The sequence below is a fragment of the Tianweitania populi genome, assembly GCF_014652875.1.
GTDB classification, from domain to species: domain Bacteria; phylum Pseudomonadota; class Alphaproteobacteria; order Rhizobiales; family Rhizobiaceae; genus Tianweitania; species Tianweitania populi.
Window position 1 is genome coordinate 226,283 of record NZ_BMZQ01000001.1, and the last position, 15,226, is coordinate 241,508.

14 protein-coding genes are annotated in these 15,226 nt (G+C 63.5%); 7 read left to right on the top strand and 7 right to left on the bottom strand.

Features of this window, described 5'->3' with window-relative positions:
- Positions 1–725 precede the first annotated feature (725 nt).
- From moaB to IE166_RS01140, 6 genes are all read right to left on the bottom strand, one after another.
- Complete coding sequence (gene moaB / locus IE166_RS01115; protein ID WP_189501053.1) at positions 726–1,286, bottom strand: molybdenum cofactor biosynthesis protein B; 561 nt, start codon at positions 1,284–1,286, stop codon at positions 726–728.
- The gene (locus IE166_RS01120; protein ID WP_189501055.1) at positions 1,283–2,176 is read right to left on the bottom strand and encodes a 4-(cytidine 5'-diphospho)-2-C-methyl-D-erythritol kinase; all 894 of its coding nucleotides are present in this window, start codon (positions 2,174–2,176) and stop codon (positions 1,283–1,285) included. The genes moaB and IE166_RS01120 overlap by 4 nt, the downstream gene beginning before the upstream one ends.
- Positions 2,173–2,358 (bottom strand): hypothetical protein, encoded by a 186-nt coding sequence (locus tag IE166_RS01125; RefSeq protein WP_189501057.1) that lies wholly within the window; start codon positions 2,356–2,358, stop codon positions 2,173–2,175. Before IE166_RS01125 ends, IE166_RS01120 begins: the two co-directional genes overlap by 4 nt.
- Positions 2,359–2,419: 61 nt before the next feature.
- Complete coding sequence (locus IE166_RS01130; protein ID WP_189501059.1) at positions 2,420–3,289, bottom strand: S49 family peptidase; 870 nt, start codon at positions 3,287–3,289, stop codon at positions 2,420–2,422.
- A 65-nt stretch (positions 3,290–3,354) separates the two neighbouring features.
- Positions 3,355–4,176: a tRNA1(Val) (adenine(37)-N6)-methyltransferase gene (locus tag IE166_RS01135; protein WP_189501061.1), complete on the bottom strand. Its 822-nt coding sequence runs from the start codon at positions 4,174–4,176 to the stop codon at positions 3,355–3,357.
- Positions 4,142–4,366, bottom strand: a complete 225-nt coding sequence (locus IE166_RS01140) for a putative signal transducing protein (protein WP_189501062.1) — start codon at positions 4,364–4,366, stop codon at positions 4,142–4,144. The genes IE166_RS01135 and IE166_RS01140 overlap by 35 nt, the downstream gene beginning before the upstream one ends.
- A gap of 169 nt (positions 4,367–4,535) precedes the next feature.
- Between IE166_RS01140 and IE166_RS01145 the strand changes: the two genes are divergently transcribed.
- From IE166_RS01145 to IE166_RS01175, 7 genes are all read left to right on the top strand, one after another.
- Positions 4,536–5,552 (top strand): polyprenyl synthetase family protein, encoded by a 1,017-nt coding sequence (locus tag IE166_RS01145; protein WP_189501064.1) that lies wholly within the window; start codon positions 4,536–4,538, stop codon positions 5,550–5,552.
- Between the two features lie 147 nt (positions 5,553–5,699).
- Entirely contained in the window at positions 5,700–7,505 is a 1,806-nt protein-coding gene (locus IE166_RS01150) for a tetratricopeptide repeat protein (protein ID WP_189501066.1), read from the top strand.
- A gap of 1,039 nt (positions 7,506–8,544) precedes the next feature.
- A complete protein-coding gene (locus IE166_RS01155; protein ID WP_189501068.1) occupies positions 8,545–9,498 on the top strand; it encodes a glycine--tRNA ligase subunit alpha in 954 nt (317 codons plus the stop codon).
- The gene (locus IE166_RS01160; protein ID WP_189501070.1) at positions 9,495–10,091 is read left to right on the top strand and encodes a cysteine hydrolase family protein; all 597 of its coding nucleotides are present in this window, start codon (positions 9,495–9,497) and stop codon (positions 10,089–10,091) included. Before IE166_RS01155 ends, IE166_RS01160 begins: the two co-directional genes overlap by 4 nt.
- On the top strand, positions 10,091–12,433 hold the full coding sequence (gene glyS, locus IE166_RS01165) for a glycine--tRNA ligase subunit beta (RefSeq protein ID WP_189501072.1): 2,343 nt from the start codon (positions 10,091–10,093) through the stop codon (positions 12,431–12,433). Before IE166_RS01160 ends, glyS begins: the two co-directional genes overlap by 1 nt.
- Before the next feature lie 3 nt (positions 12,434–12,436).
- Positions 12,437–13,387 (top strand): L-threonylcarbamoyladenylate synthase, encoded by a 951-nt coding sequence (locus IE166_RS01170; protein ID WP_189501075.1) that lies wholly within the window; start codon positions 12,437–12,439, stop codon positions 13,385–13,387.
- A gap of 243 nt (positions 13,388–13,630) precedes the next feature.
- Positions 13,631–14,194, top strand: coding sequence for a DUF6101 family protein (locus IE166_RS01175; RefSeq protein WP_189503166.1), 564 nt, complete (start codon positions 13,631–13,633; stop codon positions 14,192–14,194).
- Positions 14,195–14,203: 9 nt separating this feature from the next.
- On the opposite strand, the gene ubiA is transcribed toward IE166_RS01175, so the two are convergent.
- Positions 14,204–15,187, bottom strand: a complete 984-nt coding sequence (gene ubiA / locus IE166_RS01180) for a 4-hydroxybenzoate octaprenyltransferase (protein ID WP_189501077.1) — start codon at positions 15,185–15,187, stop codon at positions 14,204–14,206.
- Between the last annotated feature and the right edge of the window lie 39 nt (positions 15,188–15,226).

Here is a 15,226-nt window from a genome sequence, read left to right on the forward strand (position 1 = left end):
CTTCCCGCGCGCCAAGCTTGGGAAGGGGACGCGAAATCCCGCGCCTTTGATTGTTTTAGATACGGCGCGGGTGGTTTCGCGTCCATCGGTGCTCTTGCCGCGAAACCGGTGGGCTGATCCGTTCGTCCTCCCCCTGGGAGGCCCCTCGGAACCAGCACTAAACCGGCTCGTGGCCCGGACTTGGGGAGGACTGATTACCTCCAGATCGCACTACCGTTGTGCAACCAGCCCGGACACCGCCGCCCCCCTCTGATCCCCGGTGCGCACCAGAGTTCCCAACGAGGGCGATGGGTGGAGGATACGGGGAGTGGCTGGGGGCGTGGATAAAATTTAATGGCGCGACGGTGGAGTGCGTAGCCTTCTCCCCTTGTGGGAGAAGGTGGATCGACGCGGCAGCGGCGAGACGGTTGAGGGTTTTTCATCCACGGAGTTGCCAAGCTGGAACACCCCTCATCCGACTTCGCCTCTGGCTCAGCCACCTTCTCCCACAGGGGGAGAAGGGAAGGGCTGCATTTGGTGCTTTGCGTCCTTCGAGGCTCGCTATGCTCGCACTTCAGGATAAGGACCGTGGTGAACGCCGCTATCGTGGAAGGGCATCTGGCTCCCCGCGCTGCCAAAAAAAGAGCCGCGAGGTTCCTTTTTCGAGCGCAGACCCCTGAGCGAGCGGGAACGACCCCCCTCATCCTGCGGCGTGAGCGTAGCGAGCCTCGAAGGCCCCACTTCGCTCACTCGCCGCTTTTTGCCCGATGCTCGTTCAGCCTCGGCATGAGGTCCACCAGGTTGCTGGGCAGATGCCGGTAGTCCAGTTGCGGTTTGAGGATCTCGTCCCAGCCGTCCTTACAGGCGCCGGGGGAGCCGGGGAGCGCGAAGACGAAGGTGGCGTTGATGGTGCCGGCGGTGGCGCGGGACTGGATGGTGGTGACGCCGATCTTGTCGAAGGACACGCGGTGGAAGATCGCTGAGAAGCCGTCCATGACCTTTTCGAACAAGGGCAGCAGGGCGTCGACGGTGACGTCACGGCCGGTGAAGCCTGTGCCGCCGGTGGTGATTACGACGTCAATTGCCGGATCGCTTGTCCAGGCTAGCGCCTGGGCGCGGATGGCTTCGATTTCGTCTCGCACGATGGCGCGGGCGATGAGGCGGTGGCCGGCTTCTTCGATGCGCGCGGCCAGTGTGTCGCCGGATTTGTCGGTTTCCGATGTGCGGGTGTCGGACACGGTGAGCACGGCGATGCCGACGGGCAAAAAGGCTTTTGTCTCGTCGATGCGATAGGCGGGGCGGTTCATGATGCGCTGTCCGATCCCTTGAGCAGTGTTGCCTGCACATACCATTGCGGATGATCGAGCGACAGCTGCGCCGCTGCCGCATCCGCTTGAGCCTTCGTGGCATACAGGCCGAAACAGGTAGCGCCCGAGCCAGACATGCGGGTGAAGGATGCGCCTGTGTTTGCTATGTGGCGCAGGACGTCGGCGATGATCGGCGCGACTGCGATGGCGGGCGGCTGAAGGTCGTTGCGTGTGTTGGCCAGCCAGTCGAGCCAGGTTTGCGGGGCGCTGTCGTCAGGCGGCGGGGCCAAATGCGGGTTGTCGCTCGTGGTGAGCTGCTTGAAGATCGCGGGCGTCGACACGGCGACACCGGGGTTGACCAGTACGGCGGGAAGGTCGGGCAGGGTGCTGATCGGCGTGATGCCGTCGCCGATGCCGGTGACGCGCGCGGGTTGGGCGTGAAGGCACATCGGGACATCCGCGCCGAGCGAGAGGCCGAGGGCGGCGAGATCCAACTGAGGCGGGTCGCTCTGCCACAACGCGCAAAGCGCTTTCAGCGTGGCCGCCGCATCGCTGGAGCCGCCGCCGATGCCGGAGGCGATCGGCAGGTTTTTTTCGAGATGGATGCGGATGGGGAAGGCAGTGGGACCGATACGGCTTCGGAGCGCATCGCGGGCGCGCAGAATGAGATTACCGGTGTCGAGAGGTACGCCGGCGGCGTATGGACCGGAAACGGTGAAGGCGTCTTCGGCGGCGGGCTCGACCGTAATGCGGTCTCCTGACGTGGCGAAGGCGACTAGACTGTCGAGCAGGTGGTAGCCATCGGCGCGACGGCCCACGACATGCAAAGCGAGGTTGATCTTGGCGGGCGCGAACTGGCTCAGCGCGCCGGCTTCATGCGGGGCGGTCAATCCTTGGCGACGGTGTAAACGCCGGTCTTTGGATCGCGGATCAGCGTTCCCTGGCTGCCGGCGCGGGCTTCCTGCTCCTGCCGCTTGATGCGGGCCGTGACCTTTTCGGCCTCACCGACGAACTTCTTGTAGCCGGCATAAGCAAGCGCGCCCACCACGGCAAAGAAGACGATCTGCGGCATGGTTCAAGCGCTCCTTGGCGCGAATGTTTCAGCCTAAATCTACAAGGGATTTCGTGGCAGATCAAAGGCGATAACGGGCCCACAGCGCTTGTTCTTCCGCTGCTTCGATCAGGCCGGCACCGGCTGCGGCCGCGAAACTGCCAGCGAGGCCGGCATCCTGCGCACCAAGCAGGCCGAAGCGGCGGCCGAGCAGGCCCTTTGGTGGCGTGATGACGCGGAGCCTTGTGTCGGCGCCAAAGCGGGCCTTCAGCGTACCGCGCAGATCGCCCAGCGCATCGGCCAAACCAAGCGCAACGCCCCGTTTGCCGGCCCAGAACAGGCCGGTGAACAGGTCGGGATCGTCGGCAAGCTTGGCGCCGCGGCGGGTTTTCACCATGTCGATGAAGGTTTCGTGCACTTCAAGTTGCAAGGCTTTCAGGCGCTCGACATCTTCCGGACGCTCGGGCTTGAAGGGGTCGAGCACGGCCTTGTTCTGCCCAGCCGTGTGCACGCGGCGTTCGACGCCGAGCTTGGCGATAAGATCCTGGAAGCCGAAGGAAGCGGACACGACGCCGATCGAGCCGACGATGGAGGAAGGGTCGACGATGATCTCGTCGCCGGCAATCGCGATCATGTAGCCGCCGGATGCCGCGACATCTTCCACGAACACCAGCACGCGCTTGTTCTTTTCAACGGCGAGATCGCGGATGCGCTGGTAGATCAGGCGCGACTGCACGGGCGAACCGCCGGGCGAGTTGATCGAGATCGCAACGGCCGGCGCATCCTTCATGCCGAACGCCTTCTCGAGCAAACCGGCGCAGGTGGCAAGGTTCAGCGAAGGGCGAAGCGGCGAGCCGCCGGCCATGATCGTGCCGTTGAGCCGGACCACCGGAATAACGACACCCTCCTTGCGCATCGACTTGGGCAAGAGGCGGCGAAGCATGCGTTTCACGAGGGTACTCTCCGGTGGACAAGTGCCTCCCATGTAGGTGCGCGCTTGAAGCACGCAATGGCATCCTAGTCGCCGAACAAGCTGGCGCGGCCGTTGTTGATGGCGTCGGCGCGGACCGAAAAACCATTGCCGGCGGCGTTGTGAACCACAAGCGGCGGCAAAAGCGAGAGGGCCGCGCGCGAACCAAGCTCGCCGCGCACGACGATCCGCGTGGCCGCTTTGTCGGGACGCGGAAGGATCGGCAGAATTTCTGCACGTCCGAACCGGCCGGTAAAGGCGCGCAGAATGTCGGGCAAAGATTGCGGCCGGGCAATCACTGCGACGCGGCCTTTAGATCGGACGATCGCCGCAGCGGTGCGCAGCCACTGCTCGAACAGGTCGGGCGTCATCACATGCGCTTCCGCGCGTAAAACATCCGGCGAGGAGCGGTCGGGCAGGGCGTTGAAGGGCGGGTTGAGGATGACGATATCGACGCTGTTGTCGGCGAGACCGACTGCGCGACGGGCATCGCCGGTGAGCGTGACGTCGGCCTGTAGAATCGTGGCGCGTGGAGCGCGTGCGGCATTGGCTTCCAGCGCAAGGGTGCGCTGCGCCCACTCCACCATCTCCGGCGAACGCTCCACCAGAACCGCCTTGGCCTGCGGGCAGCGGGCGAGCACGGCGAGACCGGCAGCGCCAACGCCTGCGCCAAGATCCGCAACCGTCCCGCTGAAGCCGCTGGGCACAGCGGCTGCCAGCATTAGCGCATCGGTGCCGGCGCGGTGGCCCTGGTCACGCGGCTGAACGAGGTGAAATGCGCCGCGATGAAAGGCGTCGATCGTATGCGGCGGCCAGTGGGCGCGGTCAAACACCTCAGTCGCGCTTGATCTCGGCCTCAATGCCGGCATCGGCCAGCAGCTTGCGTGCGGCATCGGCCTCGTCGGCATCGACCATGACGCGGCGCGCCAAGACGCCGAGCGAACCTTCCATGATGCTCATATTCTGGTCGGCCACGAAGCAGGCGATGTCCGCATCGCGCATCAGCGATTCGACAAAGGAGATGACCACAAGGTCGTTGGTGCGCAGGAGCTCGATCATGCACCTTTGCTGGCAGGTCTAAGGACGGATGTAAACCGCCACGTGCATGGACGGGCAGGCGATACACCTGTCACTTGCGCCCCTGCGCGCTATTTGCCCTCTTGCTCCCCAAGGAGGAGCCAACGTAAAACGCGCGCAACCAAGGGAAGTCGCGTCCGGGAGTGTGTTTGTGGGTGTCGTAGTCAACCTCGAAGACGGCAAGAAGCCGGAAGCTTCCATCGCCGCGCTGGTCGAATTGACCGCAGGCGACATGAAGGCCGTCAACGAGCTGATCCTGTCCAAGGCCGGCTCCGATGTGACGATGATCCCGGAAGTCGCCAATCACCTGATTTCATCGGGCGGCAAACGGTTGCGGCCGATGCTGACCCTGGCTGCCGCCAAGCTGTTCGGCTACGAGGGCGACGGTCATGTGAAGCTCGCGATGAGCGTCGAGTTCATGCACACGGCGACCCTGCTGCATGATGATGTCGTGGACGAAAGCGGCATGCGTCGCGGCAAGAAAACGGCGCGCATGATCTGGGGCAATCAGGCCAGCGTGCTGGTCGGCGATTTCCTGCTCGGCCAGGCTTTCCGCACCATGGTGGATGTCGGCTCGCTCGAAGCCCTCGATATTCTCGCCAACGCTGCCGCCGTGATCGCCGAAGGCGAGGTGCTGCAGCTGTCTGTGGCCAAGAATCTCGAAACCACCGAAGACGAATATCTCGAAGTCATCAAAGCCAAGACCGCCGCGCTGTTTTCGGCCGCGGCGGAAGTCGGCCCGGTGATCGCCAAGGCCTCGCGCAACGACCGCACGGCGCTGCGCTCCTACGGCACCAATCTCGGCTACGCGTTCCAACTGGTGGATGATGCGCTGGATTACGGCGGTTCCACCAAGGATCTCGGCAAGAATGTCGGCGACGATTTCCGCGAAGGGAAAGTGACGCTGCCAGTGATCCTGAGCTATCGCCGTGGCACTGAGGACGAGCGTGCTTTCTGGCGGCAGGCGATCGAGGGCGGCAATGCCGACGATGCCGGCCTGGAAAAGGCGCTCGGCCTGATGAAGAAGCACAATGCCATCGCCGACACGATCGGTCGCGCCCGTCATTTCGGTGGTATTGCCCGGGATGCGCTGGCACCGATGCCGAACTCGCGCCACAAGACGGCGCTTCTCGACGTCATCGATTTCTGCATCAGCCGCGTGGTTTGATTCAGCCGGTGTCAACGTGCATCGCGCGTTGATCGCCGACCGCAAAAAGGCCATGCTTGCGCGACAACTGGTTCGCTGATTTCACGATCAGGCGGCATGCCGGTTCGAAGAACGGGAGCGGGCCTTGCGCCCGGAAAGGGTTTTACGATGCGGCAGATGGCAAAGGGCGCGGTGACGGCGCTGATTCTGGCGGCCGGATTGTCCACCGCAATCCAGCCGGTTTTCGCCAAGGAAACGCCGGCCGAAAGCGCCAAGCGCGTCGATCCGCTGACGATCAGCTCCTTTTCCGGTGCGTTTCTGGCCGCCCGCACCGCCGAGATCGACAAGGATTTCACCAGCGCGACGATCTATTACAAGCGCGCGCTGGTGCTCGACCCCAACAATCAGGATGTCGAAAAAAGCCTGTTTCTCGGTTTGATCGCGCAGGGCGATTTCGACCAGGCGCTGAAGTATGCCGAAAAGCTCAAGCTGGTGCGCGGCGTGTCCCGCTTCAGCACGATCGCGCTCGGCATCGATGCCATGCGCAAGCGTGATTACAAGCAGGCCGACACGCTGTTCGCCGGCAACAACGAATCCGACCTCGACCAGCTGGTCACCGGCCTCCTGTCCGCCTGGGCTAAGCTTGGCACCGATGCGCCGAAGGCAGCGCTCGACACGCTGGACCGCCTCGATGGCCCGCCGTGGTTTGCCCTGTTCGTCAGCTATCACCGTGCTTTGATCGCCGAAGCGGCAAAGATGGATGATGAAGCGCGCAAGACCTTTGAAGCGACGCTCGCCAACCAGGATGCCGGCGGTGCAGCACCCGACACCTATCTGCGCGCAGCCGAAGCCTATGCCGGTTTCCTCGCCCGCAAGGGTGAGAAGGATGCCGCGCTCAAGGTGCTGGACAATGCCGACACATTCATCAGCGGCCGCCTGCCGATCCTGTCGCTGCGCAACGATGTGCGCGATGGCAAGGAAGTGCGCAAGCTCGTCAAGAACCCGGCCGAGGGTGCGGGCGAGGCGATGTACAACATCGCATCCGCGCTGAACCAGTCGGGTGGCGAGGACTTCGTTCGCGTTTACCTGCAGTTCGCCAGGGCGTTGAACCCCACCAACGACATGATCCTGCTGCAGCTCGCCAGCGTCGCCGAACAGCAGCAGCTGCCGAAGGAAGCGATCGACCTTTATTCCAAGATCTCCAACCGCTCGCCGTTGAAGCGCGCGGCCGAGTTGCAGATCGGCTTGAACCTCGCCGACCTCGACCAGAAGGACGAGGCGATCAAGCATCTGCGTCTGGCCCTTGAGCAGGACAAAAGCGACATGCGCGCTTACCTTGCCCTTGGCGGCGTTTATTCCAGCCAGGAAAACTACAAGGCCGCGTCGGAAGTCTATGACGAGGCAGTTGCAACGCTTTCCGCGCCCGAGCGCGCCAACTGGAATATCTTCTACCAGCGCGGCATCGCTTATGAGCGTCTGAAGCAGTGGGACAAGGCCGAGCCGGACTTCCGCAAGGCGCTTGAACTCTTCCCCGACCAGCCGCAGGTCCTGAACTATCTCGGCTATTCCTGGGTCGACATGAACAAGAACCTCGACGAAGGCTTGACCATGATCAAGCGCGCCGTCGAGCTGCGCCCGAGCGACGGCTACATCGTGGATTCGCTGGGCTGGGCCTATTACCGCCTCGGCCGCTTCCCGGAAGCCGTGACCGAGCTGGAGCGAGCCGTGTCCTTGAAGCCGGATGATCCGGTCCTCAACGACCACCTCGGCGACGCCTATTGGCGCGTCGGCCGCAAGCTGGAAGCGACCTTCCAGTGGAGCCACGCGGTCGATCGCAAGCCGACCGACATCGAGCTGCCGAAGATCCGCGAAAAGCTGGCCAACGGCCTGCCGGACATCGAACCACCAGCAGCGGCCGATGCCGACCAGAACAAGCCCGAGCCCGCCAAGACGGACGCTGACAAGAAGGGGTGAGGGCACAACGCCCCACGCCTTCCTATGGTGCCGATCAGCCTACCTAAGCTTAATTCACCGTCATGGCATGGATCCTCGGGTCAAGCCTGAGGATGACGAAGCGGTAAGGGTGCTGCTCTCCCTTCTCCCCTTGTGGGGCCCGAAGGGCGGGCGAGGCCCGCGACTCGCCCCGGGCAGTGGCTGAGCCAAAAGCGAAGTCGGATGAGGGGTGTTCCAGCTTGGCGCCGCCTCGGATGAAAACCGTCATCCATCCCGCCCCTACGCACCGATCCACCTTCTCCCACACGGGGAGAAGGCTACACGCTCAACCCTCGCATCCTCTTCGTCATCCTTGGGCAAAGCCGTAGCTCACGCGTAGGCGCAGACCCGAGGATCCATGCCTGAACGGTCCCGGCCGTGCCATGGTGCCGATCGGCCCACCCAAGCTTCATTCACCGTCGCGGCATGGATCCTCGGGTCAAGCCCGAGGATGACGAATTTGCGGGGGTGCGGCTAACCCTTTGATGTTGCCGCTGCACTTATCCTTTCGCTGGAAATCTTATCCACGCCCTCAACCCATCCCTCTATTCTCCCCCCCCCCATCGCCCTCGTTGGGAACTCTGGTGCGCACCGGGGATCAGAGGAGGGCGGCGGTGTCCGGGCTGGTTGCGCTGCGGTAGCGTGATCTTGAGGTAATCAGTCCTCTCCAAGCCCGGGCCACGAGCCGGTTCAGCGCTGTTTCGGACCTTTCCAGGGGGAAAGCCATCCGAACAGCCCCCCGGTGCCGCGGCAAGAGCACCGACGGACGCGAGTGTTTCCGCGCCGTATTAAAATCAAACAAAGGCGCGGAACCTTGCGTCCGCTTCCCGAACCTTGCAGGGCGGGAAGGCGAGAAGCCGTGTCTGCAAGACGAGGCGTGAAGGGGATTGCCTCTGTGATCCGCGTTCTTTGACAATGGCAAAGCTTGGTGAGACCCGCCGCACAGCCTCCGCTCCTTGACGCTTGCCCGACCCCGTCTTAGGACGGCAGCCTCTGCCGCCGATGTTAGCCCGAGGCTCGCTTGTCCGTTTCCGCACTGTCTGCTCACAACGATCCCAAACGCTCGTTTCAGGGCCTGATCCTGACGCTCCACGCTTACTGGGCGGATTACGGCTGCGCCGTGCTGCAGCCCTATGACATGGAAGTGGGCGCCGGCACCTTCCATCCCGCCACGACCTTGCGCGCGCTGGGACCGAAGCCCTGGAACGCGGCTTACGTGCAGCCTTCGCGCAGACCGAAGGACGGGCGCTACGGCGAGAACCCGAACCGGCTGCAGCACTATTACCAATATCAGGTCATCCTGAAGCCGAACCCGTCCAACCTGCAGGACCTGTATCTCGGCTCCCTCAAGGCGATCGGCCTCGATCCCCTGCTGCACGACATTCGCTTCGTCGAGGACGACTGGGAAAGCCCGACGCTGGGCGCCTGGGGTCTTGGCTGGGAATGCTGGTGCGACGGCATGGAAGTCTCACAGTTCACCTATTTCCAGCAGGTATGCGGCATCGAATGCGCGCCGGTGGCGGGCGAACTGACCTACGGTTTGGAGCGCCTGGCCATGTATGTGCAGGGCGTCGACAACGTCTATGACCTGAACTTTAATGGCCGCGAAGGGACTGAGAAGGTCACCTATGGTGACGTGTTCCTCCAGGCCGAGCAGGAATATTCCCGCCACAATTTCGAGCATGCCGACACGGCCATGCTGCTGCGCCACTTCGAGGATGCGGAAGGCGAGTGCAAGGCGCTGCTCGCGGCAGGCGCTCCGCGCGATGGCGGCCCGCAGCGCGTGGTGTTCCCGGCCTATGACCAGGCAATCAAGGCTAGCCACGTCTTCAACCTGCTCGATGCGCGCGGCGTGATCTCGGTCACCGAGCGCCAGAACTACATTCTGCGCGTGCGCAACCTTGCCAAGGCTTGCGGTGAGGCTTTCCTGCTCACCGATGCCGGCGGCTTTAATTCCAACCGCGAGGCGGCATGATGGCCAAGACCCTGTTGCAGATGGCCGGCGCCGACCTGACGCCGCCGAACCTGTCAGACGCCGTGTTGATCGTGATCGACGCGCAGCGTGAATATGTCGACGGCGCGCTTGCCTTGCCAAACGTCCAGCCGGCGCTGGCCAACATCGCCGAACTTTTGAAAGCTGCGCGGGCAGCGAATGCGCCGGTGATCCATGTTCAGCACAAGGGCAAGGCCGGCGGCGCTTTCGATCCGGGCGGCAACGGCTTTGCCATCGCGGATCAGGCCGCACCCGTGGACGGCGAGACGATCGTGGAAAAGGGCCTGCCGAACGCGTTTGCCGGCACCAACCTGAAGGACGCGCTCGACCGTCTCGGCCGAAAGAAGCTCGTTCTGGCTGGCTTCATGACGCATATGTGCGTGTCCTCGACCGCGCGCGCTGCGCTCGATCTGGGCTTCGGCACCACCGTCGTGTCCGATGCCAGCGCGACCCGCGACCTGCCGCGCCCGGATGGCACAGGCGTGGTTGCAGCTGCCGACCTGCACGAGGCCGAACTCGCCGCACTCTCCGACCGCTTCTCGATCATCTGCAAAACAGATGCGCTGGTGAAATAATGCCCGACCTGCTTCTCGAACTTCGATCCGAGGAAATCCCAGCTCGCATGCAGCGCAAGGCTGCGGGCGACTTGAAGAAGATGATCACCGATGGTCTCGTTGAGGCCGGGCTGACCTATGAGGGCGCGCAGGAATACTGGACGCCGCGCCGGCTGACGCTCGACATTCGCGGGCTGACGGCGCGTTCCAAGGACGTGCGCGAGGAGATCAAGGGGCCGAGCACCAAGGCACCCGATGCGGCGGTACAGGGCTTTTTGCGTAAGGCGGGCCTGACCGATATTGCGCAGGCGCATACGCATTCGGACCCGAAGAAGGGTGACTTCTACGTCGCGCATCTCGTCAAGCCGGGTCGCAGCGCCGAGGAGATCATCGCCGAACTCGTGCCGGCCACGATCCGCGCTTTCCCGTGGCCGAAGTCGATGCGCTGGGGCAAGGCGTCGGCGAAGCCCGGATCCTTGCGCTGGGTTCGGCCGCTGCAATCGATCCTGTGCACCTTCGGGCCGGAAACCGGCGCCGAGCCGGTGGTGATCGACTTCGAGGTCGACGGCATTCGTTCGGGCAACGTCACTTACGGCCATCGCTTCCATGCGCCGGATGCGATCACGGTCAAGCGCTTCGACGATTATGTCGCCAAGCTCTTTGCCGCCAAGGTCGTGCTGGATGCCGAACGCCGCAAGGAGATCATCCGCCACGACGCCAACAACCTCGCTTTCGCCAGCGGGCTGGAATTGGTGGAAGACGATGCGTTGCTCGAGGAAATTTCCGGGCTGGTGGAATGGCCCGTCGTGCTGATGGGTGAGTTTGAAGAGGATTATCTGCAGATCCCAGGCGAGGTGATCCGCCTCACCATTCGCGCCAACCAGAAGTGCTTTGTGTGTTCTTCAACCACCCCCTTGAGGGGGGGTCGAACCGAAGGTTCGGGTGGGGGTGATGACACGCTCGGCGCTTCAGTACCCCCACCCCTTACCCTCAAGGGGGAGGGGGATCAGCGGGCACTCGCCAACCGCTTCATCCTGACCTCAAACATCGAGGCGAGCGATGGCGGGGTGGAGATCGTGCACGGCAACGGCAAGGTCGTGCGCGCCCGCCTTTCCGATGCGCTGTATTTTTGGAACACCGACCAGGCCGATATGCCGGACCCGGAAGACCTGCGTGCGTCCGGCGACAAGTTTGGGCTCGACCTCAGCAAGCCGCTCGACCAGCGCATGGCGCGCCTCGACAAGTTGGACGTGACCTTCCACGCCAAGCTCGGCACGCAAGGGCAACGCGTAAGCCGCATCGCGGCATTGGCGGAAGAACTGGCGCCAATCATCGGCGCCGATCCCGCGCAGGCCAAGCGCGCGGCGGTGCTCGCCAAGGCCGATCTCACCACCGAAGCGGTCGGCGAGTTTCCGGAACTGCAGGGTGTCATGGGTCGCAAATATGCGCTTCTGCAAGGCGAGCAGCCTTCCGTCGCTGCGGCCCTCGAAGAACACTACAAGCCGCAAGGTCCGTCCGATCATGTGCCGACCGATCCGGTTTCAGTGACGGTGGCGCTTGCCGACAAGCTTGATACGCTGGTTGGCTTCTGGGCGATCGACGAGAAGCCGACGGGGAGCAAGGACCCGTATGCCCTGCGCCGCGCTGCGCTGGGCGTGATCCGGATTTTGGTGGAGAACGGGGTCGAGCTGAAGCTGCTTCCTCTTCTGGAGCAGCATGACGGTCTTGCTGGCAAGAACATCCCCACAGTGTCCGATCAGTCGAATGGCACGATCAACGCGATTGGCCGTGCCATTGCGTCCGTCTTCCACAAAGGCCTTGATGTTAATCAGAACAGTCTGGATCTCCTCTCCTTCTTCCACGATCGCCTCAAGGTCTACCTCCGTGATCGTGGCGCGCGGCATGATCTGATCGACGCCGTTCTGGCGACGGACTCGGCCAACGACGATCTCCTCCTGATCGTCCGCCGCGTCGAAGCGCTGGGCACGTTCCTCGACACGGAAGACGGCAAGAACCTGCTGGCCGGCACCAAGCGTGCAGCGAACATTCTGGCCGCCGAAGAAAAGAAGGGCACACGAGTCGCCGCCACCGTGGATGCCGCAAAGTTCACGCTGCCGCAGGAAGAAGCGCTATTTGCCGCTGTGAACCAGGCCGAGAAGGACGCCGCGCAAGCGATTCAGGCACAAGACTTTTCCGCCGCCATGCAGGCGTTGAGCCAGCTGCGCGCGCCGGTCGACGCCTTCTTCGACGGCGTTCTCGTTAATGATGAGGATGAAGGCGTGCGGGCCAATCGTCTCGCGCTGTTGCAGCGCATCCGCGCCGCCACCGGTCAGGTCGCGGACTTCTCGCGCATCGCGGGCTGATCGATGTCGGACCGCGCGGCAATAGAGCGGGCCGTTGCCGAACTCGCCGCCGGCCGGCTCGTCGCGGTGCCGACGGAGACCGTCTATGGCCTCGCTGCCGATGCCACGGATGGCGAGGCGGTGGCGGGGATCTTCGAGGCCAAAGGCCGTCCGCGATTCAACCCGCTGATCGTCCATGTCGCCGATCGTGCAATGGCCGAACGCATCGCGCGCTTCGGCCCTCTGTCAGCCGGCCTCGCCGATTGCTTCTGGCCCGGCCCCCTGACGCTGGTTCTGCCTCTGGAACCAGGCAGTGGCATCCATCCGCTGGTGACGGTCGGGCTCGACACGGTGGCCCTGCGTATGCCGCAGGGACTGGCGCGTGATGTGATCGCCGCACTCGGCCGCCCGATCGCTGCGCCCAGCGCCAACACGTCCGGACGCATCAGCCCGACCAGCGCGCAAGCCGTGCAGGACGATCTCGGTTCCAAGCTCGCTTACATCCTCGATGGAGGACCCACGAATGTAGGCGTGGAATCCACGATCCTGAAAGTGGAGGGCGATACAGTTCGGCTGCTGCGACCGGGCGGGTTGACGTCGGAAGAGATCGAAGCGGCCATCGGTCGGCCGATAGTAACGGGCAGTGCTGGTCCTGCTATTGAAGCACCGGGCATGCTTGTCTCACACTATGCGCCTGACGCGTCTGTGCGTCTGAATGCGCAGCGTATCGAACCGGGCGAAGCGCTGCTGGCCTTCGGACCAAACCGGGGCATCGGGGCTGATCAGGCCGTGGCTATCCGTAACCTCTCGGAAAAAGGCGATCTGCGGGAAGCAGCCGCCAATCTTTATGCCGATCTTCAAGCGCTGGACCGCTATGGCGCGCGCATGATCGCGGTGGAGCCTATCCCGCATCATGGGCTTGGCACAGCCATCAACGACCGCCTTAGCCGCGCTGCCGCGCCTCGCGCGCAATAAAGCTCAAACAATTTTCACACTCTGCTAAGCATCAATGCTTCGGATACGAAGCTTGATGATTTATGTATTACGGTTGCATTCCGATAACCATCGGCAAAGCCGAAATTGCTTAACCCAACTTCTTAAGTGCGGCGGTAAGGACCGCGCTCTACCTTCCACTTCAACGAGGCCCGGAAAACCGGCCCGGAAGCTGAACCGGCCAGCCGGAAGAGGCTCTCAGGAAGAACAGGAAGGCGAGAGATGATGAACACGGGATTGAAGCCGGTTTGGGCAAGCAGCAACATGCGCCTGGACCCGTTCCACCTGCCGCAGGCGGTAACTTATGCCAGCCGCGATGAGCAAGGGGATGTTCACTTCACGATCGACAAGCGCGGCGCCGTCATCCGCCGCTGGCTGGAACGCAGCGGTTTGCCCGTCACGATCGCGCTGCCGGCACCGGCTTTCCAGGGCGTCGCAGCGCGCGCGATGGAAGACGAGACCGGCCATGTGACGGTGACGCTCGAACTGCATCATGCCGACCCGCAGCTTTCCGTGCCGCTGCTCGTGGCACATGATCTCGACGACGTGGCCGCAGACTGGCGCGCCTGGGCGGAAGCCTATCGCCTGCCGATGCTGTTGGTGGAATCCGACGGCGTGGCCCGCACGCTGGAAGACTCGATCGGCGGCGTGACCAATGGCGAACCGAAGCCGCGCCGCAAGCGGGCGACCTCCGCGCCACGCCGGCCACGCTTCCTCGCCCGCCGCAAGATCGGCAATCTCGGCCTGCGTCTCGTTGTGGACGGCGAAGAGATCATCGCCCGCAACTAACGCCCTGGTTCAAAGATAGATGCGCAGAGCGGCCCACGCGCCGCCCGCCATCAGCCCGATGAAAATGAGCCAGCCCACAGTGTTATTCGACCGGAAAAGCTTCAGGCACTGATCGGGATTGTCGATATCGAGCACGCGGATCTGCCTGAACATATGGGCGGCAGCCGCAAGCAGACCGGCCATGGCGGGCAGGGGCACCTGGGCCAAGGTAAAGGCCGAAGCGAATAGGATCAGCGCGCCGCCATAGAGATAGACAAGCGCTTCCTTGGTGCGATCGCCGAACAGCCTCGCAGTTGAGCGCACACCGACCAGCGCATCGTCTTCCTTGTCCTGATGAGCGTAAAGCGTGTCATAGCCAATCGTCCACAGGATCGCGCCGAAGTAGAGCAGCAAGGGCGCGGCATCGAGCCGGCCGAAATACGCTGCCCATCCCATCAGCGCGCCCCAGGAAAAAGCGAAGCCGAGAAAGAGCTGCGGCCAGTCGGTGATCCGCTTCATGAATGGATAGATCGCGACCGGGATCAGCGCGCAAAGACCTGTGACGATCGCGAATGTGTTGAACTGCAGCAGCACGGCCAGTCCGACCAGCGCCTGCGCAACCAAGAACGCCCAGGCCTGCTTTCGGCTGACCTGACCAGCCGGCAGCGGGCGCGAGCGGGTTCGGTCGACCTTCTCGTCGATGTCGACATCCACAATGTCATTATAGGTGCAGCCGGCACCACGCATGGCGATTGAGCCGACCAAAAACAGGACGATGTGCCAAAGCGAGGGCAGTACGCTCAGCAGCGGATCGCCAGCCTGAGCATTGGCCGCAGCAGCCATCGCTGCCGACCACCAGCAAGGCCAAAGCAGCAACTGCCAGCCGATCGGCCGGTCCCAACGGGCCAGCTGCGCATAGGGCCACATCGCGCGCGGAAGCAGGCGATAGGTCCAGTGCCCCGACGGCGCATCCTTGACGCGCCCGCGCACGCCCGACGATTGAATGGTTTCCATAGGGATCGGGAGTGGCAGGGGCGAGGCGGGGCGTCAAGA